We start from the raw sequence: 20,673 nt of genomic DNA on the forward strand, positions 1-20,673 counted from the left end.
TCAAAGCCTGTCGCGAAGGGTCGCGAGCCGCTCGGCAGCTTCTTCGAGGACATGCGTCTTCTTGCAGAAAGCGAACCGCAGCAGGCTGCGGGTCCGTTCGGCGCCCTCGGGGTGGCAGAAGACGGGCACCGGGATCGCGGCAACGCCCACGAGTGCCGGGAGCCGGCGGGCCAGGTCCACGGAATCGGTGATGCCGAGCGGGGCGGTGTCGACATTCACAAAGTACGTTCCCTGCGGCGTGTAAACGTCCAGTCCGGCCGCCCGAAGCCCCTCGCTGAGGATGTCTCGCTTGTACTGGAGCGTTTCGGCAATGCCCGTGTAGAACTCCTCCGGCAGGCCCAGTCCCACGGCGATGGCGGTCTGGAACGGGGTGCCGGAGCTGTAGCTCAGGAACTGCTTGACCGTCCGGGCGGCGGACACGAGGTGTTCCGGGCCGCTGAGCCAGCCGATCTTCCAGCCGGTGAACGAAAAGGTCTTCCCGGCGGAGGAAATCGTCAGCGTGCGTTCGGCTGCCCCGGGGAGAGTGGCCACCGGGATGTGCCGGACGCCGAACGTGAGGTGTTCGTAGACTTCGTCGGTGATGATGACGGCGTCGTGCGCTCCGGCGAGGTCAACGACGCGCTGCAGCACGTCACGCGGGAACACCGCACCGGTGGGGTTGTGCGGGTTGTTGACCAGTACGACCTTGGTGCGGTCGCTGAAGGCTGCCTCGAGGGCCTCCAGATCGGGCATGAAGTCCGGGGCGAGCAGCGGGGCCGTGACGTGCGTCGCTCCGGAGAGCCCAATGATGGCCCCGTAGGAGTCGTAGAACGGCTCAAACGTGAGCACCTCGTCGCCGGGGCCGACGAGGGCGAGCAGTGCGGCCGCGATGGCCTCGGTGGCGCCGGTCGTGACGATGATCTCCGTCTGCGGGTCCGGGGAAAGCCCGTAGAACCGCTGCTGGTGGACGGAGATCGCCTCCCGCAGGCCGAGGATGCCCTTGCCCGGGGCATACTGGTTGGCTCCTGCGGCGATGGCTGCCTGGGCGGCCTCCTTGATTTCCACCGGGCCGTCCTCGTCCGGGAAGCCCTGGCCGAGGTTGATGGCGCCCGTGGTGAGGGCGAGCGTGGTCATTTCCTCGAAGATGGTCACGCCCAGCGACCCGTCGGCGGAGAGAAGATTGGCGCCCGACGCGGCACGCTGCCACGGGAAGCTGGCTGACGCGCCGGACCCGTTCACAGCGACCCTGCGTTGCCGGCATTGCCGCCGGTCTTTGCGTCCGCACCTGTGGCGGCCCGGCCGGTGAACTTGTCCATGGTCGAATAGATCCCGAAAATCCTGCCGCCGACGAAGTCCCAGGCCCGCAACGGCAGGATGCCTTTGAGGACCTTGCCCAGTTTCGCCATCGCGGGAGCTATCAGTTGCGGCTGCCCGGCCGCGGTCGCCCGCCAGGCCCGGTCCACGGCGTCCTCCGGTGTCATCAGCGGGGTCAGCAGCGGACCCCGCGCGCCCTCGAACATGCCGGTGGAGATGTAGCTGGGGCAGAAGGTGGTCACCTTCAGGTGGTCGTAGCCCTGCTGCTCGAGTTCAAGCCGCAGCGAGTCGCTCCAGCCGATGACTGCCCATTTGGAGGCCGCGTACACGCTCATCCTCGGGTTGGAGACGGTGCCGGCGGCGGAGGCGACGTTCAGGATCCGGCGGGGCCGGCCGGCGTCGGCCATCATCTCCGGAAGGAACGCGAGGGTGACGTACATCGGGGCCAGCGCGTTGATGTCCATGGTCAAGGCGATGTCCCGCTCCGGGCGGTGGTCCCAGAAGTATGCGCCGCGGACGATTCCGGCGTTGTTGACCAGCAGCGTCAGCGGCCCTTCGGCCCGGCTTTCCCCCGCGGCCTGGGCGATGGCGGCGGGGTCGGTGAGATCCACCTCCCGGACGACGGCGCGCGCCCCGAGGGCGCCCACGTCGGCGGCCGTGCGTGCCAGGCCATCGGCGTCCACGTCCCAGAGAATCACGACGGCGGCGCCCTCGCGGGCGGCGCGGAGGGCGTAGAGCCGGCCCATGCCCATAGCGGCACCCGTGATGAGAACGACGCCGCCGTCCACGGTGAAAGGCACGCTGAAGGGTTTGCTTGATGCTGACATTCAGTCATGGTAACCCGGGCTGTGGCGCGGATACGGTAGGTTCGGAGCATGAGACGCGCCGTATGCCCTGGGTCCTTTGACCCCATCCATAATGGCCACCTGGAAGTCATTGCCCGGGCCGCCGGACTCTTCGACGAGGTCATCGTGGGAGTCTCGACCAACTACGCCAAGAAATACCGCTTCAGCCTTGAGGAACGGATCGACATGGCCCGGGAAACCTTTGCGTCGCTGCGCGGCATCGTGGTGGAACCGGTGGGGGAGGGGCTTCTGGCGGAGTACTGCCGCAGGCGTGGGGTGTCCGCAATCGTCAAGGGCCTGCGCTCGTCCTCCGACTTCGACTACGAGTTGCCGATGGCCACCATGAACCGGCAGCTGACCGGGGTCGAAACGGTGTTCCTTCCCGCGGAGAGCCACTACCTCCACTTGTCCTCCACCCTCATCAAGGAAGTGTTCACGCTGGGCGGGGATGTCTCTGACTTCGTTCCCCGGTCCGTGCTGAAACGGCTCGTCCCGGGCGAGCCCGGTCCAGGACCAGTCGCGTAGAGGGTAAGCTTGACCGGTACTCGGCGGCCTGCCGCCGGTTGCGCGGCCCGAACCGTGGCTGGACCGCGGTCCCTGACCGCAGGCCTGCCGCCCGGTTTGAGTCCGCCCGGAAGTTCAGGCTAAGATAGTACGTCGGTCATATGTTCAACAGGAGTTCTCATTAAACGAGATGCTAGTTCGCCCCTGGCGTTCGACGTCAAGGACCTCGGACGCAGTCCGGGAAGCATGCGGACGCTGAAGGAACATGTACCCGCGCCAAGTGATCTTGGTGTGGCACTCATTGGCGTGCAGGAAGGCTCGGATGTCGGGCTGGACCTGCGGCTTGAGGCCGTACACGAAGGAATTCTGGTATCAGGAACTGCAAACGTCGAAGTTACTGGCGAATGCGGCCGATGCCTGGATCCCCTTGCGTATGACCTGGAGGTCAATGTGCAAGAACTTTTCTTCTACGAGGACGCTGAGTTCTCCGACGAAGAAGACGAAGAAGAGCAACGTCGAGTCGAGCACGATCTGATCGATCTTGAGCCGGTGTTGCGGGACGCAGTTGTCACCATGCTGCCGTTCCAGCCGGTGTGCCGGGAAGACTGCCAGGGCCTTTGCTCCGAATGCGGAGTTCGCCTGGAAGACGAGCCGGGGCATCACCACGAGATCGTAGATCCTCGTTGGGCCGCCCTAGCTGACTTGGCTAAGCCTGACCGGCAAAACTGATTTGTAAGTGTTGGACTAGAGAGAAATGAGTTAGCCGTGGCTGTCCCGAAGCGGAAAATGTCTCGCTCGAATACCCGCGCCCGCCGCTCCCAGTGGAAGGCAACTGCCCCCCACCTGGTGAAGACTGTCGAAAACGGCCAGGTTACCTACAGCCTGCCGCACCAGGCAAAGGTCGTTACTGACTCGGCTGGCACCGCGCTGTTCCTTGAATACAAGGGCCGCAAGGTCGCAGACGTCTAATCCGCCAACTGGCTGAATAAGATGTCTTCAACTGAAGAGCTTCTGAAGCGTCTCGGTGTCTCTATTGACGCCGGGACGCTTCGTCTTGCTCTGACACACCGTTCCTACGCCTACGAAAACGGCGGCATCCCCACCAACGAACGGCTCGAGTTCCTGGGTGACTCCATTCTGGGGTTCTCCGTAACCGACGCGCTGTACCGTGACAACCCCACGCTGCCCGAAGGCGACCTGGCCAAACGCCGCTCCGCCGTCGTCAGCACCCGGGCGCTGGCAGGCATCGGCCGCAGCATCGGGCTGGGTGACTACATCTACCTTGGCCAGGGCGAAAAGCTCACCGAAGGCAAGAACAAGGCGTCCATCCTGGCGGACACCATGGAGGCGCTGATCGGTGCCACCTATATCTCCAATGACATCGAGACGGCCCGGCAGCTGGTGATGCGGTTGATCGGGCCGCTGCTTCAGGACGCGGCAGCCCTCGGCGCCGGAACCGACTGGAAGACGTCCATCCAGGAGCTAGCCGCCAGCCGGCAGCTCGGAACCATCAACTACGCAGTGGACGGCTCCGGGCCGGACCACGCTCGGACCTTTGAGGCCGTGCTGCGGATCGGCGGCACTGACTATGGCACCGGCAGCGGCAACTCCAAGAAGGAAGCCGAACAGGAAGCCGCCGCCGACGCCTGGCGCCGGCTGACGGCCCCGGCCGGTTCCGTGCCGGAAGTGTCTGGAGCGGTCCCGGCGTCACCGCCGGACACGCCGTCGACGCAGACCGGCAGCTAGGCAGCAGCATTGCCTGAACTGCCAGAGGTCGAAGTTGTCCGGCGCGGCCTGGTGAGCTGGGTGCGGGGACGGACCATCACTTCTGTTGACGTGGTGGACCCCCGTTCCCTGCGCCGGCACGCGCTCGGACCCGAGGACTTCGCCGGAAACCTGGAAGGCGCCCGCGTCCTGGACGTGGTACGGCGCGGTAAGTTCCTGTGGATGCCGCTGGCGGACACGCCCGCGCCGGCCGGACCGTTCCCTTCGGGGCCGGATGCCGTGGCCTCGGGGGATTCGATGGCGCTTCCCGCCGTGGCACTCATGGCCCACCTTGGCATGTCCGGGCAGCTCCTCATGCAGGACGGGGGCGTGCCGGACGAGAAACACTTGAAAGTGCGGTTGCGCCTGAGCGCTGCCGATGGAATGCCGGACCAGCTCCGGTTCGTGGACCAGCGTATCTTCGGCGGCCTGTTCCTGACCTCGCTCATCCCGACCCCGGACGGCGGACCCGGCGGGCTCGCCGAAACGCCCCTGCCGCTGATCGCCGCGGAGGCCGCCCACATTGCCCGGGACCCGCTGGACCCGCACTTCTCCTTCGACGGGTTCTACCGGCGCCTCCGCACCCGCAAGACCGGGCTCAAGCGCGCCCTGCTGGATCAGGGCCTGGTGTCCGGCATCGGGAACATCTATGCTGACGAGGCCCTGTGGAAGGCGAAGCTGCACTATGCCCGGCCCACGGACACCCTTCGCCGCCCGGACGCCCTCCGGGTGCTCGAGGCCGCCCGCGACGTCATGACCGATGCCCTCGCCGCCGGCGGGACAAGCTTCGACTCGCTTTACGTCAACGTCAACGGAGCCTCCGGCTACTTCGACCGCGCCCTCAACGCCTACGGCCGCGAGGGCCAGGAATGCAAACGCTGTGCAGCGGCTGGCATCGTGAGCCTGCTCAAGCGGGAGCAGTTCATGAACCGCTCCTCCTACACCTGCCCCGTGTGCCAGCCCCGGCCCCGGAACGGCCGCTGGTGAACCCGGCACCCTCACGCCGGGCCGGGTCCGCCCGGCGGCCGGTGTCCAGCCCGTCTAACCCCCCGAAATCCCCGGCTTTCCGCGCTTGAACCGGTAGATTTGGGGCAGGAAAGCACCCCCGGCAGCGGTTGCTGCTGCCGCCACCGAAAGAGAGCCGAAGCACCTTGCATCTGAAGAGCCTGACCGTTCGGGGATTCAAGTCGTTCGCCTCAGCGACGACGTTTGAGTTCGAACCAGGCGTCACTGCGGTGGTCGGCCCGAACGGCTCGGGCAAATCCAATGTGGTGGACGCCCTCGCCTGGGTCATGGGCGAGCAGGGGGCCAAGACACTCCGCGGCGGAAAGATGGAAGACGTCATTTTCGCCGGCACCTCCGGCCGGCCGCCCCTGGGCAGGGCCCACGTCTCGCTGACCATCGACAACAGCGACGGCGCCCTCCCCATCGAGTACAGCGAAGTGACTATCTCGCGCACCCTGTTCCGCACCGGCGGTTCCGAGTACGCCATCAACGGCGCCAGCTGCCGGCTGCTGGACATCCAGGAGCTGCTCTCGGATACCGGTCTGGGCCGGGAAATGCATGTGATCGTCGGCCAGGGCCAGCTGGACAAGGTCCTGCACGCCACCCCGGAAGACCGGCGCGGCTTCATCGAGGAGGCCGCGGGCATCCTCAAACACCGCCGCCGCAAGGAAAAGACGGTCCGCAAACTCGAAGCCATGCAGGCGAACCTGCAGCGCCTCAGCGACCTCACCGGCGAACTCCGGCGCCAACTGACCCCGTTGGGGAAACAGGCCGAGGTGGCCCGGCGCGCCCAGACCGTCCAGTTCGAGGTCCGCGATGCACGCTCACGCCTCCTGGCCGACGACCTCGTCCAGCTGCAGTCCGCACTGGCACAGGATGCCGCGGATGAAGCGGCACTCAAGGGCCGCCGTGCAGTCGTCGAGCGGGACCTCGAGGCCGGCCGCCAGCGCCAGGCAGCCCTCGAGCAGCTTGCCGCCGAGGCGACGCCGAAGCTCAACGCCGCGCGGGAGAACTGGTACCAGCTCTCCGCCACACGCGAACGCTTGCGTTCCCTTGGCTCGCTCGCCGGGGAGCGCCGCCGCCTGCTCGGCGCCGCGGATGGGGTCCCCGACTCCGGCCGGGACCCCGACCAGCTCGATCAGCAGGCGGCCCGCGTCCGTGAAGAACAGGCCGGGCTGGAGCAAGCGATCCTGGCACGGCGCGTCGCCCTGGAGGCCGCGACCGCGGCCAAACAGGACGCCGAGAACGCTGCCGAGGCGGAAAACAAACGGCTCGCGGCCCTGCTCCGAGCCGCCGCAGACCGGCGCGAAGGCCTGGCCAAACTCGCCGGGCAGGTCGGCGCGGCCAGGTCCCGGGTGGAGTCGGCCCAGGCCGAACTAGGCCGGCTGCGGGAGTCACAGAAGGCCGGCGAGGAGCGCCGCAGGCATGCCCAAAGCGAGTTCACGGCACTGGAATCGCAGGTGGCCGGCGTGGAGGACGGCGAGGAGGGCCTTGACGCCGAGTACGAGGACGCCAGCGCGGCCCTGGACGCCGTCGTCGCCGAGATCGATGCCCTGAAAGCGGCCGAACGCGAGGGCGAGCGGGAACGCGGCGCCCTCGTGGCGCGCCGCGACGCCCTCCAGCTGGGCTTGAACCGGAAGGACGGCTCCGGGCATGTCCTCGGCTCCGGTGCGTCCGGCGTGCTGGGAGCACTGGCGGCCATGATTACCGTGGAGCCCGGGTTCGAGTCCGCGATCGCCGCTGCCCTCGGCAGTTCCTCGGATGCCGTCGTGGTGCGGGACGGCGACGCCGCCGCTGCTGTTGTGAGGTTATTGAAGGACGACGACGCCGGCCGGGCCTCGCTGCTGCTGGCGGATGTTCCGGCCGGCGCGGCTCGTCCCGTGCCCGATGCCCCGCCGCTTCCGGACGGGGCCCGCTGGGCGGCCGGACTGGTCACGGCCTCGGGTGCCGCCGGGGCGGCAAATCTCCGACGGCCGGTGGACCGGCTCCTGGCGGGGATCGCCGTCGTCGGCGACCTGGACGCCGCGGCGCGGCTGATTGCTGCCCGCCCCGAACTCACCGCCGTCACCACGGCCGGGGACGTGTTCACGGCGCTGACGGTGGATGGCGGCTCCGCCAAGGCACCTTCCCTGCTCGAAGTCCAGGCGGCCGTCGACGACGCCGCGGCGAAGCTGGCCTCGATCACGGCCGGGCTGGAACGCAACCGCTTCGCCCTCTCGGCGGCGCAGGCCCGGCGGGCCGAGGCCGAGGACCGTGCGGATGCCGCCCTGGGCAGGCTCCACGACTCCGATGCAAAGCTGGCGGCCGTCGCCGAGCGCCTGGGGCACCTCAACTCGGTGCTGCGCAGCGCCGTCGGGGAAAGTGACCGCCTGGCCGCGTCCCTGGCCAAGGCCGAGGGCAACATCCTCAGCGAGCAGGAATCCCTGGAAGCGGTGTCGGCGCGGCTGGCCGCGGCCCAGGGTGCACCCGCCGAGGAGGAGCCTTCCCCGGAGCACCGCGACGCCCTGGCCCTGGCCGCCTCGCTGGCCCGGAGCAGCGAAATGGACGCGAGGCTCGCCCTGCGGAGTGCTGAGGAGCAGTTGGGCTCGACCCGCAACCGGGCGGCCTCGCTCGAACGCGCCGCCGCCACCGAGCGCCGCGCCCGGGAGGAGGCCGCCGAACGCGCGCGCCGGCGCCTGCTCCAGGCCCGGCGGGCAGCCGCCGTTTCGACTGCCGTGCACCATGTGCTCGGGTTCATCGACGCGTCCGTGGAACTCGCCCGCCAGGAACGGGACAGCGCCGAGGAACGCCGGGAACGGATGGACCGCGAGCTCGCGGAGGTGAGGACCGGCAACGGCGCCCTGGCCCGTGAACTGGCGGACCTTACGGACTCCGTTCACCGCGACGAGCTCGCCCGTGCGCAGCAGCGGCTCCGGATCGAGGCGCTGGAGCTCAGGAGCGTGGAGGAGCTCGGGCTCACCGCGGACCAGCTCGTGGCCGACTACGGCCCCGATCAACCCGTGCCCCTGCCCGCGGGTGAATCCGGCGACAAATGGGCTGCGTTGCGCGCCCCCGTGGACGAAGAAGGCCGCGAGATTCCCGAAGGCGGCCCCTTCGTCCGCGCAGAGCAGGAAAAACGGCTCAAGAGGGCCGAACGGGATCTCTCGGCGCTGGGCAGGGTCAACCCGTTGGCGCTGGAGGAATTTGCCGCGCTCGAGGAACGCCATCAGTTCCTCAGCACCCAGCTCGAGGACCTCAAATCCAGCCGCAAGGACCTGCTGGACATCATCAAGGAAGTCGATGAGCGCGTGCAGAAGGTCTTTGCCGAAGCTTTCGAGGACACGTCCGCCCAGTTCGTCCGCGTCTTCGCGCGGCTGTTCCCCGGAGGCGAAGGCCGGCTGATCCTGACCGACCCTTCCGACATGCTCACCACGGGCATCGAAGTGGAAGCCCGCCCGGCCGGGAAGAAAATCAAGCGGCTGTCCCTGCTCTCCGGCGGGGAGCGTTCGCTCACTGCGGTGGCACTGCTCGTGGCCATCTTCAAAGCCCGGCCCTCGCCCTTCTACGTCATGGACGAGGTGGAGGCCGCCCTTGACGACACCAACCTGGGCCGCCTCATCACCATCTTCGAGGAGCTGCGCGAGTCCAGCCAGCTGATCATCATCACCCACCAGAAGCGCACCATGGAGGTTGCCGACGCCCTCTACGGCGTGACTATGCGCGGGGACGGCGTCTCCACCGTGATCAGCCAGCGGCTCGGCGCCGGGGTCTGACCCGGGCGGCACTGCCGCGGGGTATACGCCCCCGGCGTGTTCGGGGTTTATGAGAAGCTAGGGGAGTGAACGACATCTTCCCCATTCTCCTGCCCATTCTCGCTGCCCTGGTGGTCCTTGGCGTGCTGATTCCGGTTCTCATGAAGACGCGGAAGAACATCACGAACTACCCCGGAACGCGTGATGCGAACGATCCCGCGGCGACAGGCACCGGCGCCGCCGGAACCCTCGTGGAGGACGGTCCGGGGCCGGTCCGCGAACGCAAGGCTCCCGACACCGTCGACCTTGAAGGCCTCGAAACGGTCGAGGTGCCGGACAACGTCGCGGGGCTGGAAACCGTGCCGGTGGAGACCCCGCTGCCTGTGGCCGGGCGCCTGACCCGCCTGCGCGAACGCCTGGTCAAGTCCAACAATATCTTCGGCAAGGGCCTGCTGGCACTGCTCTCCGCGGACAAGATCGATGAGGACGTCTGGGACGAGGTGGAGGAGACCCTCCTGCTGGCCGACCTTGGCACCGAGCCGACGATGCAGCTCGTGGACGCCCTCCGGGAGCGCGTCAAAGTGATCGGCACGCGCTCGCCCGAGCACGTCAAGGCCCTCCTGCGCGAGGAACTCATCAAGCTCGTGGACCCCACCATGGACCGCAGCCTCAACGTCGAACGCCATGCCGACAAACCCGCCGTCATGCTGGTGGTAGGGGTCAACGGCGTGGGCAAGACCACGACCGTCGGCAAGCTCGCCCGCGTGCTGGTGGCCGAAGACAAGGACGTCCTGCTGGGCGCAGCTGACACTTTCCGCGCCGCCGCCGCCGAGCAGCTGGCCACATGGGGACAGCGTGTCGGCGTCGCCACGGTACGGTCCGACGTCCACGGCGCAGACCCGGCGTCGGTCGCCTACGAGGCCGTCAAGGCAGGCATCGAGCAGGAAGTCGACGTCGTCATGATCGACACCGCGGGGCGCCTGCAGAACAAGGTCGGCCTGATGGACGAGCTCGGCAAGGTCAAGCGCGTCATCGAGAAGCTGGCCGAGGTCGACGAGGTGCTCCTGGTCCTGGACGCCACGACGGGCCAGAATGGACTGAACCAGGCCCGAGTCTTCGCCGAAGTCGTCAACATTACGGGCATTGTCCTGACGAAACTCGACGGCACGGCCAAGGGAGGGATCGTCGTCGCCATCCAGAAGTCACTCGGCGTTCCGGTCAAGCTCATCGGCCTCGGCGAGGGCGCCGATGACCTGGCGCCGTTCGACGCCGAAAGCTTCGTCGACGCGCTGCTGAACTAGGCCGCGAAGCCCGGCCGGGCCGTGCGGCTGAACTGAGCCGCGCTGCTGAACTGAGCCGCGCGGCTGAACTGAGCCGCGCTGCTGAACCAGGCCCGGGGCGGCGTCCGCCACCGCCCTGGATTATGCGGCTGGCCGCTGGAACGTCTCGCGGGCCAGCAGCCAGACCGCGGCCGCGGCTATCAGCACGCTGCCGGTGACGCCGAAGGCCCAGCCGTAGCCCAGCCGGTCCGCCAGCAGACCGGCGACCACCGGGCCGATGATCGCACCGCTGTCCTGGGTCATCTGGAAGACGGCAAGGACCCGGCCGCCGGAGCGTTCGTTGCCGATCACGTCGGCTATTGCCGCCTGCTGCGCCGGGCCGAGCAGCCCGGAGCCGATCCCGGCGACTGCTGACGCGAGCAGGAACCAGGGCAGCTCGTGCGTGAAACCGATGGCTGCCGTGGCCGTTCCCGTGACCATCAGGCCCGCCAGCATCATCGGCTTCCGGCCCGCGCTGTCCGCGAGCCGGCCCGAGAACGTCAGTGCCGCCGCGTTGCCGCCCGCGAACACCGCCAGCGCCCAGCCGGCCGACGTCGGCCCGGCGCCCAGGGCGACGACGGCGAAGAGCGGCACTGTCGCCATCCGCACCCCGAACGTGGCCCAGCCGTTGGCGAAGCTGGAAAACAGCCCGGCCCGGTAGGCGCTGTCCCGCAGCGCTTCGCGCAGCTCCATGGCCGGGGGCGTTGAGCCCGGCAGCCGCGAGCCCGCCGGAGCATGGCTGAGCTGGGTCTGGACGACGAGCGCCGCCAGCACCAGCGCCGCCGCGTAGGCAAGGAACGGAACCCTCAGCCCGAAGTTCGCGAGCAGTCCGCCGACGATCGGCCCGCAGACATTTCCGATCAGGAACGCCGAGGCGTAGGCCCCGGAGACACGGCCGCGGCTCTTCGGCGGCGCCAGCCGGACCACCAGGGCCATCGACGCCACCGTGAACATCACCGAACCGGCGCCGCCGAGTCCCCGGAAGACCAGCAGTTGCCAGTAGTTCTGGGCGAATGCGCACGCCGCCGTGGACGCGGCCACGATCAGCAGACCGGCGACATAGACCGGCCGTTCGCCGAGCCGCACGATCAGGGCACCGCCCGCCGGCGCAAAGACGAGCCGCATGAACGCGAAGATGCTCACGATCACGGCCGCCGCCGTCGCGCCCACATCAAAAGTCGTGGCGAACTGCGGGAGCACCGGCGCGACAAGTCCGAAGCCGATCGCAATGAGGAACGCCGCAACCAGCATCACCTTGATGTCCCGGGGCAGGCGGCCGCGGCCCGGCTGACTGTCGCCTGCCTCAGGCAGCGCGCCGCCGCGGAAACGGGTGGTTTTGCTCATAGCTGCTGTCGTCCTTGGGGAAGTCCCGGGTGCCGGCTGGCGGCGGGAGTGATTAATCGCGTGAAACATAACCGTAACAAGCGCGAGACGCACCATTTACGTCCGGGAGGTTCTTGTAACACTCCGGCAATCTAAATCCTCCGCCGGCGAAACACGACCCGGCGAAACTTTTCTTAGAACGCAAACATGCGTTGGGACCGGCGGACAAGTCCGCACCTAAAAGCAAGAGAGGACGTAGACCATGGAACTCACCGCAGGTCTCGTTTGGCTCCTGGTCGCATCAGCCCTCGTGCTGTTCATGACCCCGGGCCTCGCATTCTTCTACGGCGGCATGACCCGCGCCAAGTCGGCCTTGAACATGATGATGATGAGCTTCGTCGCCATTGGAACCGTGGGCATCATGTGGGTCCTGTGGGGCGCCTCGATGGCTACGAGCAACGAAGACAACTTCTTCCAGATCTTCGCGAACCCCTTCAGCCACTTCGGGCTGCACAACTTCACCGACCCCGCGGATCTGCTCAAGGTAGGCTACGCGGCCACCTTCGCCATCATCACGGTGGCCCTGATCTCCGGTGCCGTCGCCGACCGCGCCAAGTTCTCGGCGTGGGTCATCTTCACGCCGATCTGGGCCACCCTGGTCTACGCGCCGCTGGCCTTCATGGTCTGGGGCGGAGGCCTCTTCTCCAAGGACGGCTGGTTCGGCCAGACGTTTGCCCCGGTGATCGACTTCGCCGGCGGTACCGTGGTCCACATCAACGCCGGCGTGGCCGGCCTCATCCTGGTTCTGATCATCGGCAACCGCAAGGGCTTCGGCAAGGACCCGAACCACCGCCCGCACAACATCCCGTTCGTCATGCTGGGCGCTGCAATCCTCTGGTTCGGCTGGTTCGGCTTCAACGCCGGTGCCGCCGCCACAGTCGAGCAGGCCGGCCTGATCTGGATCAACACCCTCGCCGCGCCGGCAGCCGCCATGCTCGGCTGGCTCGCCGTCGAACGCTTCCGCGACGGGCACCCGACGTCCCTCGGCGCCGCTTCCGGCGTCGTGGCCGGCCTTGTCGCCATCACCCCGGCCTGCGCCAACGTCTCCCCGCTCGGCGCGATCGCCCTTGGCGTCGTCGCCGGTGTGGCCTCGGCCCTCGCGGTCGGCCTGAAGTTCAAGTTCGGCTATGACGACTCGCTCGACGTCGTCGGCGTGCACCTTGTTTCGGGTGTTGTCGGCACCGTGGCGATCGGCTTCCTGGCTACCCCGACCCAGGGCACCGCGGGCCTGTTCTACGGCGGCGGCACCACGCAGCTCGTCGCCCAGGTTCTCGCGGCACTGTGCTCCATCATCTTCACCGCGGTGATGACCTTCATCATCGCCTTCCCGATCCACAAGCTCATGGGCTTCCGGGTATCCCAGGAACAGGAAGTCGTCGGCGTGGACCTGAGCCTGCACGCCGAGACCGCCTACGAGTTCGGCGTCGGCGGCCACGGCGGAAGCTTCCAGCCGCTGCACGAGCTCATCACCGGCAAGCCGCAGGGCGACGGAGTCGTATCCGCGGCCGGGGTAGCCGCCGTGGACGTCGCATCGAACGGCAAGAAGACCGCAGCAGGTAAGGAAAGTGTGGGGGCATGAAACTGATCACAGCAATCGTCCGTCCGGAAAAGCTTGAGTCCATCCGCGAAGGGCTGGAAGCCTACGGCGTGCAGGGCCTCACGGTCAGCGCGGCCAGCGGCTACGGCCGGCAGCGCGGCTACACCGAGGTGTACCGCGGGGCCGAGTACAACGTGGACCTCCTGCCCAAGATCCGGGTCGAGGTACTGGCCACAGACGAGCAGGCGGACGACATCCTGGATGTCATCATTGCCAGCTCGAACACCGGCCGGGCCGGAGACGGCAAGGTATGGACGATGGATGTGTTCGAGGCAGTCAGGGTCCGCACCGGGGAGCGTGGATCGGCCGCCATCTAGCCGAACCCGCGCCAGCAAAACAGATCTGAAGAAGCGGGCCGGATACCGGAAAGGTATCCGGCCCGCTTCCTTCTGTCCGCGTTGGCCTGGCCGCCGGCCGTTCAGCTCGACCGGCCCTCCGGTCGTCTAGTTGGGCCGGTCCTCCGGCCGTTCAGCTGGGCCGGTCCTCCGGCCGTTCAGCTGGGCCAGCCCTCCGGGCCGGGGGTCCCGGCAGGATATTCCTCCAGCGGGACGTTCCCGGCAGCCCAGGACTTCAGCACGGGGTCCAGGATGCGCCAGCAGTCTTCCGCAGTATCCGCCCGCACGGACAGCAGCGGATCGCCGGTCAGGACCCCTTCCAGGACTTCGCCGTAGGGCAGGAGCTCCGAGGCGCTCAGCTCGGCCTTCAGAGTGGCCCGGTCCAGGCCCAGGACATTGCCCGGGCCGTTCACGTCGACGTCGAACTGCAGCGTGTCCGGGCCGAATCCGATTTTTAGCTTGTTGGGGGAGTCCACCCCGGTGAACCCCTTCGGGAGGTGCGGCACGGGCCGGAAGGTCACAACGGCCTCCTTGCGCTTGCTGCCCAGCGCCTTGCCCGAGCGCAGGATGAACGGCACGCCCTGCCAGCGCCAGTTGTCGATGTCCACCTGCACCTCGGCCAGGGTCTCGGTTTCCCGGCCGGCATCAACGCCGTCCTCCTCGGCGTAGTCCGGTACCTGCCGGCCATCGATGGAACCTGCCGTGTACCGTGCGCGGCGGGTGCTCTTGCGGTACGGGGCCTTGATGCTGCTGGCGCGCAGGACAGTGGCCACGGCGTCCCGGAGGTCCCGCTCGTCCACGGACGCGGGGGGCTCGATCGCCATCAGGGCCATGATCTCGAGCAGGTGGCTCTGGATCATGTCGCGGAGGGCGCCGGCGCCGTCGTAATAGCGGGCGCGTCCCTCCAAGGCGAGGTCCTCATCGAAGACGATCTCCACCTTTTCGATGTACTGCCGGTTCCACACCGGTTCCAGGAAGGTGTTCGCGAAGCGCAGTCCCAGGATGTTCAGGACGGTGGCCTTGCCCAGGAAATGGTCCACCCGGTGGATGTGGTCTTCGGGGACGAGCGCGCCCAGGGTCCGGTTCAGGTGGCGCGCGGACTCCTCGCCCGAGCCGAACGGCTTCTCCATGACGAGCCGGGTACCGGCTGGCACCTCGTCCGGAGCCAGCGCCTCACAGGCCAGTTGGCTGATGCGTGGCGGGAGCGCGAAGTAGACGGCCACAGGCCCCTCCAGCTGCGCCAGCAGGCCGGCGAGCTGGCCGGCGGCCGTAACGTCGAGCTGGTGGTAGCTAGTGGACTCCCGGATCCGCTTCAGCTCCCGCTTGCCGTACGCGTCCGCCTGCGAGTTCTCGTCGGCAAAAGATTCCCCGATGCGCCCCAGCCACTGTTCCGGCGTCCAGGAGTCCGATCCCGCGCCCACCAGGGTCAGGCCGTCGGCGCGCCCCCGGGCCACGAGCCGGGCCAGCCCGGGCAGCAGGAGCCTGCCGGTGAGGTCGCCTGAGGCGCCGAGGATGAGCAGTGTCTTTACAGTTGTTTGGCTGGTCACCTAAGCCAGCATGCCATCTTCAAGGCTCGTCTTGGTACCCTAGATAGTCGAGTCCCGTTGTCGAGGCAGTTCGTTCAGGCGAACACAAGCCGCGACGCTGGCGTGCCGGACCGGCCGCCATCTGTAGATCCACTGAAAGAAGTGCACGGCGCGTGTTCAATTCACTCTCTGACCGGTTGACAGCAACCTTCAAGAACCTCCGTGGCAAAGGCCGCCTGACCGAGGCCGACGTTGACGGCACCGTTCGCGAAATCCGGCGTGCCCTCCTGGACGCCGATGTCGCAGTCCCTGTCGTCCGGGAATTCACCGGGCGCGTGCGCGAGCGCGCCCTCGGCGCCGAGGTCAACGCCGCGCTGAACCCGGGCCAGCAGATCGTGAAGATCGTCAACGAGGAACTCGTGGAGATCCTCGGCGGCGAAACCCGCAGGATCCGCCTGGCCAAGACCGGTCCCACCATCATCATGCTCGCGGGCCTCCAGGGTGCCGGCAAGACCACCCTCGCCGGCAAGCTCGCCAAGTACCTCAAGGCCCAGGGCCACAGCCCCATGCTGGTCGCTTCCGACCTGCAGCGCCCCAACGCCGTCAACCAGCTGCAGATCGTCGGCCAGCGCGCCGGCGTCCCGGTGTTCGCCCCGCACCCGGGCGCCACGTCCGCCGAGCTTGAGCACCCCGCCGGGGACCCGGTCGCCGTTTCCCGCGCCGGAGTCGAGGAAGCCCGCCGCACGCTGCACGACGTCGTGATCGTGGATACTGCCGGCCGTACCGGCGTCGACGCCGACATGATGGAGCAGGCCCGCCAGATCCGCCAGGCGATCGTCCCGAACGAAGTCCTCTTCGTCATCGACTCGATGATCGGCCAGGACGCCGTCAACACGGCGCTCGCCTTCGATGAAGGCGTCAACTTCACCGGCATCGTGCTCTCCAAGCTCGACGGCGACGCCCGTGGCGGTGCGGCGCTCTCAGTCGCCTCAGTGACCGGCAAGCCCGTCATGTTCGCGTCCACCGGCGAAGGCCTCGACGACTTCGAGCTCTTCCACCCGGACCGCATGGCCTCACGCATCCTTGATCTCGGCGACGTGCTCACCCTGATCGAGCAGGCCGAAAAATCCTGGGACAAGGACGAAGCCGCACGGATGGCGAAGAAGTTCGCCGACCAGGAAGACTTCACCCTGGACGACTTCCTGGCCCAGATGCAGCAGATCCGCAACATGGGCTCCATGAAGAAGATGCTCATGATGATGCCGGGCGCGCAGAACATCCGGCAGCAGCTTGAACAGTTCGACGAACGCGAGATTGACCGCGTCGAGGCCATTGTCCGGTCCATGACGCCGCACGAGCGCGTCGCGCCCAAAATCATCAACGGCTCCCGCCGCGCCCGCATCGCCCGCGGCTCCGGCGTGCACGTCTCCGAGGTCAACGGCCTCCTGGAGCGCTTCGCCCAGGCCCAGAAGATGATGAAGAAGATGGCTGCCGGCGGCGGGATGCCCGGAATGCCGGGGATGCCCGGCATGGGCGGCGGAGGGGCCCGCAAGGGCGCCAAGAACGCCCCCAAGAAGAAGGCCCGCTCCGGCAACCCGGCCAAGGCAGCGCAGGAACTCCGTGACGCCGAAGCCCGGCGTGCGGCAGGGCCGACCAACCCCGTGCCCACCGGCGCGTCCTTCGGGCAGCAAGGCGGGGACTTCGATCCCTCCCAGCTGAACCTGCCCAAGGGCTTCGATAAGTTCCTCGGCGGCAGCAAGTAACCGGCAGCCCGCAGCTATGTCGCAGGCCCCCTTGCGGGACCGGTGCCCTAGGGTTAGATCATGTTCAAGCAGCGCGTAGTCTTCGTCCACGGGGCGGGCAGCTTCGGGGCCTCCGCGTGGCCAAAGCAGCACGGGATGGCGCTGGGCTACGACGCCCTGTTCCTGCGCCGCCACGGCTTCGACGCCGTCGCTGAACCGCTCGAATCCGACTTCGCCGCCGACGCAGCCATCGTGCTGGGCGCGCTCGCCGACGACGGACGCGGCGCGGCCGGCGGCCACGTCGTGGCGCACTCCCAGGGCGCCATCTCCGCGATGATGGCCGCCGTCGAACGGCCAGACCTCGTCCAGTCCCTCACCCTGGTGGAACCGGGCTGCCTCTCCCTGACGGCGGAACTGCCGGCCACGGCCGCGCACCGGACCCTGATGCAGCCGCTGTTCGACGTCCGCCACCATCTGAGCGACGACGATTTCCACAGGGAATTTGTGCGCCGCGCGTTTTCGGCGGAGGCTCCCGGCGCCACCACCCCGGAGGCACGACGCGCCGCCCGGCGGCTGAGGCTGCAGGCCCCTGCCTGGGAGGCGCCCCTGCAGATCGTGCCAGGGGTCCCCACACTGGTGCTCACCGGCGGCTGGGAACCACTGTACGAGGAAATCGCAGGCTACCTGCGTGAAACCGGTGCCCTGCACCGCGTCGCCGCGGGAGGACACCGGCCCCAGGACTCAGCGGACGGGGACCGGGTCATCCGCTCGTTCATTGCAGAGGTCAGCCGGCGCCAACACGCACAAGCGTCCTAGCCGAGGATGCCTAGGATGCTGCGGGTCCGCCTACGGAAGGCTCCGGCAGGTAGACCTTGCCGCCCGAGGCAAGGAACCCGTCGCTCTTGGCCTGCGTTCCGGCCGCCAGCTGTGCCAGGGCGGCCTGGGAATCCGCTGAACCGTACTCATCCCGGATGTTCTGGCTGATCCGCATGGAACAGAATTTTGGCCCGCACATCGAACAGCAGTGCGCCGTCTTGGCCGGTTCGGGCGGCAACGTCTCGTCGTGGAAAGCCTCTGCGGTGACCGGACCCAGGGAAGGGCGAACTGGTCCCGCCAGCGGAACTCGAACCGTGCCTTGGACAGGGCGTCATCGCGTTCGTGGGCGCCCGGGTGGCCCTTGGCCAGGTCGGCCGCCATCGGCCGCGATCTTCTAGGTGATCACTCCCGTTTTGACATCGTCCTTGTTCGGCAGCCCGAGGTGCTCCTTGGGCGTGACATAGCAGAGCATCGCGGTGCCGTACCGGGCGATCTCCGTGGCGCCGATGGCCAAGGTGATGTGGTCATAGCCCGGTGCGATATCCGCGACCAGCGGCCCGAGCGTGTAGAACGGTGCGCCCTGGCAGAGCTCCTGCTGGCGCTCCACGTTTTCACGGACCAGATGGAACGGCACATGGCCCGGCCCCTCCGGGAACGCGACATCGTATTTGGCGAAGATCGATCAGGGCCCGTCAAAGTGCGTGTAGAGGAAGTTCTCCCGGTGGTGCGCCAGGCACCAGCCGGCCATGATCGAGCCTCCGCGCGAGGCGATGCCCGTGACCCGGTCGGCGGTCAGTGGCAGATAGCATTGATCTTCACCAGGAAGGCTTTGCCGATGATCATGGGCTCGGATTCGGCGTGGTTGATGTTGTTCGGGATGGTGGTCCGGCCGGCCGCCACCTCGCCGCGGACCAGTTCGACGCGGCAGTTTTCGCGTAAGGCGACGAACGGCATCTCCGGCGTGACCACACCTTGCCGTGCGTGGCGCATCTGGGTCACCGTCCGGCCGGCGACGGCGCGGGGCACCGGCCGGGCGCCCTTCCACTCGGCGGACGCGTCACCGCGGCGCACGGCCGACCTGCCGTCGTCGAGCAGGTTCCGTTCCCGCCCGCTGTACGGCTCGGTATCGGCCCTGGCCGCAATCCACGGTGCGCGGAGCGGTTCCAGCCCCAGGACCGGGTCGCTGCCCGGCCCGGCCGTGCGGTAGACCCGGAACGGGGCGTTGGCGGCGCCGCCCGGAGCGGCCGCCAGCGCAATCTCGGTCACCGGAACACGGATGCCGTGCTCCGGATCGGTGGCGAACGCCAGGGAACGCGACTTCAGCGACTGTGTGGGGGCCGCGGGCTGGTTTTGTGCGGGCTGGTCTTGGTTGGTCCGGTCTTGTCCGGCCCGGTTTTAGGCAGGGCTGTGCTGTGCAGATTGGGTGCTCACGAAAATACTCACTTCCTTCGCCGGCATTACCCGGACAGGTTCAACGGTCGCAGGCTGCGTCAGCCCGATCTCAGCCCCTGCAGGGGCGCCCGTGTGGTCGTAGAAGAAGCTACCTCAGGGGCCCCGAGGTCCACCCGAGTGTGGCGGGCCCCGGATCGTCGCGTGGATCCAGCCACGGCGGCGGGCCCATTTGGAATAAATTGAAGCTTCAAGTAATTTTAATGTATGCAAGGTCATCGAAGGTCGGTGGCCACTGAACCACCGGAGCGTTCAAATGACTGCCGAAGCCACCAGCCACGATCTTCTTCCCGCCGCACTCACCATGGGCACTGTGATGCTCAAAGTCGGCGACATGCGGCTCATGACGGATTACTACCAGCGTGCCCTGGGCCTTGACATCGTGGCCGAGCAGGACGGCGGGCTCTACCTCGGCCGCCGCCAGAAGCCGCTCGTCCACCTCGCCCCCGCCCCCGGCCTAAACATCCCCTCCCGCGGCGAGGCCGGCCTCTTCCACACCGCACTGCTCTTCGAGGACCAGCCTGCCCTGGCCGCCACGGTCGCGAGCGCGGCCCAGTACGAGCCGCAGTCCTTCACCGGGAGCGCCGACCACCTTGTCAGCGAGGCGTTCTATTTCAACGACCCCGAAGGCAACGGAATCGAGCTCTACTACGACCGTCCGCGGGCCGCGTGGTCCTGGGACGGCAAGAACGTCGTGATGGACAGCCTCGCCCTGCCGCCGCAGCGCTATCTGGAACAGTTCCTGACCGAAGAATCCGTGAGCGGCCAGCGCGAGGCCGATGCCGGCGTCGGGCACGTCCACCTGCAGGTGGGCGACGTCCAGTCGGCCCACGACTTCTACGTCGGGACCCTGGGGTTTGAGAAGACGGCGGGCTGGCACGGCCAGGCGCTGTTCGTCTCCGCCGGCGGCTACCACCACCACATGGCTATGAACGTCTGGAACAGCCGCGGCGCCGGGCCCCGTCGGGATACCCTCGGCCTGGGCGAAGTGCTGATTGAAGTGCCTTCGGGGGACGACGTCGGAGCCCTCGCCGACCGTCTCAAGGTTGCCGGTGTCCAGTCCCACCACACCGGCGCCGAGCTGCGGTTCGAGGATCCGTGGCGCAACCGCATCCGTGTCGCTGTCCGCTGAGCACCCGCTGAGTCCGGCGCGGTCGCCGGGCGCGTGAGCCGTCCGCGGACGCACCATGTTGCGGTCAGCCACAGCTGTCCGGGATTTATTCCCACCGGTTTGCCATGCCCCGGTCCGCCACGCAGCCCTCGTTGACGGACACCGTTGCACGCAGCCCGTCTGCCTGCCGGGCACCGTTGCACGAAGCCTGCCTGCCGGACTGGTGATTGGCGAGTGCGCCGCCGCCGCCAAA

General features: G+C 67.9%; 16 protein-coding genes, 1 pseudogene and 1 riboswitch. Of the genes and pseudogenes, 12 read left to right on the top strand and 5 right to left on the bottom strand.

The window, feature by feature from the left end:
- Together AC1DCZ_RS05935 and AC1DCZ_RS05940 are read right to left on the bottom strand one after the other, a co-directional pair.
- Complete coding sequence (locus AC1DCZ_RS05935) at positions 1–1,218, bottom strand: aminotransferase class I/II-fold pyridoxal phosphate-dependent enzyme (protein ID WP_476973751.1); 1,218 nt, start codon at positions 1,216–1,218, stop codon at positions 1–3.
- Positions 1,215–2,120, bottom strand: a complete 906-nt coding sequence (locus AC1DCZ_RS05940) for an SDR family NAD(P)-dependent oxidoreductase (protein WP_476973752.1) — start codon at positions 2,118–2,120, stop codon at positions 1,215–1,217. The genes AC1DCZ_RS05935 and AC1DCZ_RS05940 overlap by 4 nt, the downstream gene beginning before the upstream one ends.
- A 48-nt stretch (positions 2,121–2,168) precedes the next feature.
- Between AC1DCZ_RS05940 and coaD the strand changes: the two genes are divergently transcribed.
- The 7 genes from coaD to ftsY all read left to right on the top strand — a co-directional run bounded on the left by coaD (position 2,169) and on the right by ftsY (position 10,443).
- Positions 2,169–2,663, top strand: a complete 495-nt coding sequence (gene coaD / locus AC1DCZ_RS05945) for a pantetheine-phosphate adenylyltransferase (protein ID WP_476973753.1) — start codon at positions 2,169–2,171, stop codon at positions 2,661–2,663.
- Positions 2,664–2,846: 183 nt separating this feature from the next.
- Positions 2,847–3,371: a YceD family protein gene (locus AC1DCZ_RS05950; RefSeq protein ID WP_476897035.1), complete on the top strand. Its 525-nt coding sequence runs from the start codon at positions 2,847–2,849 to the stop codon at positions 3,369–3,371.
- A gap of 36 nt (positions 3,372–3,407) precedes the next feature.
- On the top strand, positions 3,408–3,611 hold the full coding sequence (gene rpmF, locus AC1DCZ_RS05955) for a 50S ribosomal protein L32 (protein WP_009356569.1): 204 nt from the start codon (positions 3,408–3,410) through the stop codon (positions 3,609–3,611).
- Positions 3,612–3,632: 21 nt separating this feature from the next.
- Positions 3,633–4,388 carry a ribonuclease III gene (gene rnc / locus AC1DCZ_RS05960; protein WP_476973754.1) on the top strand — a complete coding sequence of 252 codons (756 nt, stop codon included), beginning with the start codon at positions 3,633–3,635 and terminating at the stop codon, positions 4,386–4,388.
- Positions 4,389–4,397: 9 nt separating this feature from the next.
- Positions 4,398–5,393 (top strand): bifunctional DNA-formamidopyrimidine glycosylase/DNA-(apurinic or apyrimidinic site) lyase, encoded by a 996-nt coding sequence (gene mutM, locus AC1DCZ_RS05965; protein ID WP_476973755.1) that lies wholly within the window; start codon positions 4,398–4,400, stop codon positions 5,391–5,393.
- A 164-nt stretch (positions 5,394–5,557) separates the two neighbouring features.
- Positions 5,558–9,163, top strand: coding sequence for a chromosome segregation protein SMC (smc, locus tag AC1DCZ_RS05970; protein ID WP_476973756.1), 3,606 nt, complete (start codon positions 5,558–5,560; stop codon positions 9,161–9,163).
- Positions 9,164–9,228: 65 nt separating this feature from the next.
- A complete protein-coding gene (gene ftsY, locus AC1DCZ_RS05975) occupies positions 9,229–10,443 on the top strand; it encodes a signal recognition particle-docking protein FtsY (RefSeq protein WP_476973757.1) in 1,215 nt (404 codons plus the stop codon).
- A gap of 120 nt (positions 10,444–10,563) precedes the next feature.
- Here the strand turns inward: ftsY and AC1DCZ_RS05980 are convergent, their stop codons facing one another.
- The gene (locus tag AC1DCZ_RS05980) at positions 10,564–11,805 is read right to left on the bottom strand and encodes an MFS transporter (protein WP_476973758.1); all 1,242 of its coding nucleotides are present in this window, start codon (positions 11,803–11,805) and stop codon (positions 10,564–10,566) included.
- A gap of 241 nt (positions 11,806–12,046) precedes the next feature.
- Between AC1DCZ_RS05980 and AC1DCZ_RS05985 the strand changes: the two genes are divergently transcribed.
- Both AC1DCZ_RS05985 and AC1DCZ_RS05990 read left to right on the top strand, forming a co-directional pair.
- Positions 12,047–13,423 carry an ammonium transporter gene (locus AC1DCZ_RS05985; RefSeq protein WP_476973759.1) on the top strand — a complete coding sequence of 459 codons (1,377 nt, stop codon included), beginning with the start codon at positions 12,047–12,049 and terminating at the stop codon, positions 13,421–13,423.
- Positions 13,420–13,758 (top strand): P-II family nitrogen regulator, encoded by a 339-nt coding sequence (locus AC1DCZ_RS05990; RefSeq protein WP_476897031.1) that lies wholly within the window; start codon positions 13,420–13,422, stop codon positions 13,756–13,758. The genes AC1DCZ_RS05985 and AC1DCZ_RS05990 overlap by 4 nt, the downstream gene beginning before the upstream one ends.
- A gap of 176 nt (positions 13,759–13,934) precedes the next feature.
- Here the strand turns inward: AC1DCZ_RS05990 and AC1DCZ_RS05995 are convergent, their stop codons facing one another.
- Entirely contained in the window at positions 13,935–15,323 is a 1,389-nt protein-coding gene (locus AC1DCZ_RS05995; RefSeq protein ID WP_476973760.1) for a glucose-6-phosphate dehydrogenase, read from the bottom strand.
- A 152-nt stretch (positions 15,324–15,475) separates the two neighbouring features.
- Between AC1DCZ_RS05995 and ffh the strand changes: the two genes are divergently transcribed.
- Both ffh and AC1DCZ_RS06005 read left to right on the top strand, forming a co-directional pair.
- Positions 15,476–17,065 carry a signal recognition particle protein gene (gene ffh / locus AC1DCZ_RS06000; RefSeq protein ID WP_476973761.1) on the top strand — a complete coding sequence of 530 codons (1,590 nt, stop codon included), beginning with the start codon at positions 15,476–15,478 and terminating at the stop codon, positions 17,063–17,065.
- Between the two features lie 60 nt (positions 17,066–17,125).
- Positions 17,126–17,860, top strand: a complete 735-nt coding sequence (locus AC1DCZ_RS06005) for an alpha/beta hydrolase (protein WP_476973762.1) — start codon at positions 17,126–17,128, stop codon at positions 17,858–17,860.
- 10 nt (positions 17,861–17,870) lie between these two features.
- On the opposite strand, the pseudogene AC1DCZ_RS06010 reads toward AC1DCZ_RS06005, so the two are convergent.
- Positions 17,871–19,219, bottom strand: a pseudogene (locus tag AC1DCZ_RS06010) (phosphomethylpyrimidine synthase ThiC); the annotation flags it as partial.
- Between the two features lie 67 nt (positions 19,220–19,286).
- Positions 19,287–19,394: riboswitch (TPP riboswitch) on the bottom strand.
- A gap of 171 nt (positions 19,395–19,565) precedes the next feature.
- Here AC1DCZ_RS06010 and AC1DCZ_RS06015 point away from each other — a divergent pair.
- Positions 19,566–20,441, top strand: a complete 876-nt coding sequence (locus AC1DCZ_RS06015) for a VOC family protein (RefSeq protein WP_476973763.1) — start codon at positions 19,566–19,568, stop codon at positions 20,439–20,441.
- Positions 20,442–20,673: the final 232 nt, after the last annotated feature.

It is taken from the genome of Arthrobacter sp. 10N418, from assembly GCF_056394725.1.

Bases quoted from the DNA above. Each gene is read 5' to 3' on its own strand.
- AC1DCZ_RS05940 (WP_476973752.1), bottom strand. From the start codon at position 2,120: ATGTCAGCATCAAGCAAACCCTTCAGCGTGCCTTTCACCGTGGACGGC.
- coaD (WP_476973753.1), top strand. From the start codon at position 2,169: ATGAGACGCGCCGTATGCCCTGGGTCCTTTGACCCCATCCATAATGGC.
- rnc (WP_476973754.1), top strand. From the start codon at position 3,633: ATGTCTTCAACTGAAGAGCTTCTGAAGCGTCTCGGTGTCTCTATTGAC.
- AC1DCZ_RS05980 (WP_476973758.1), bottom strand. From the start codon at position 11,805: ATGAGCAAAACCACCCGTTTCCGCGGCGGCGCGCTGCCTGAGGCAGGC.
- AC1DCZ_RS05985 (WP_476973759.1), top strand. From the start codon at position 12,047: ATGGAACTCACCGCAGGTCTCGTTTGGCTCCTGGTCGCATCAGCCCTC.
- AC1DCZ_RS05990 (WP_476897031.1), top strand. From the start codon at position 13,420: ATGAAACTGATCACAGCAATCGTCCGTCCGGAAAAGCTTGAGTCCATC.
- AC1DCZ_RS06005 (WP_476973762.1), top strand. From the start codon at position 17,126: ATGTTCAAGCAGCGCGTAGTCTTCGTCCACGGGGCGGGCAGCTTCGGG.
- AC1DCZ_RS06015 (WP_476973763.1), top strand. From the start codon at position 19,566: ATGACTGCCGAAGCCACCAGCCACGATCTTCTTCCCGCCGCACTCACC.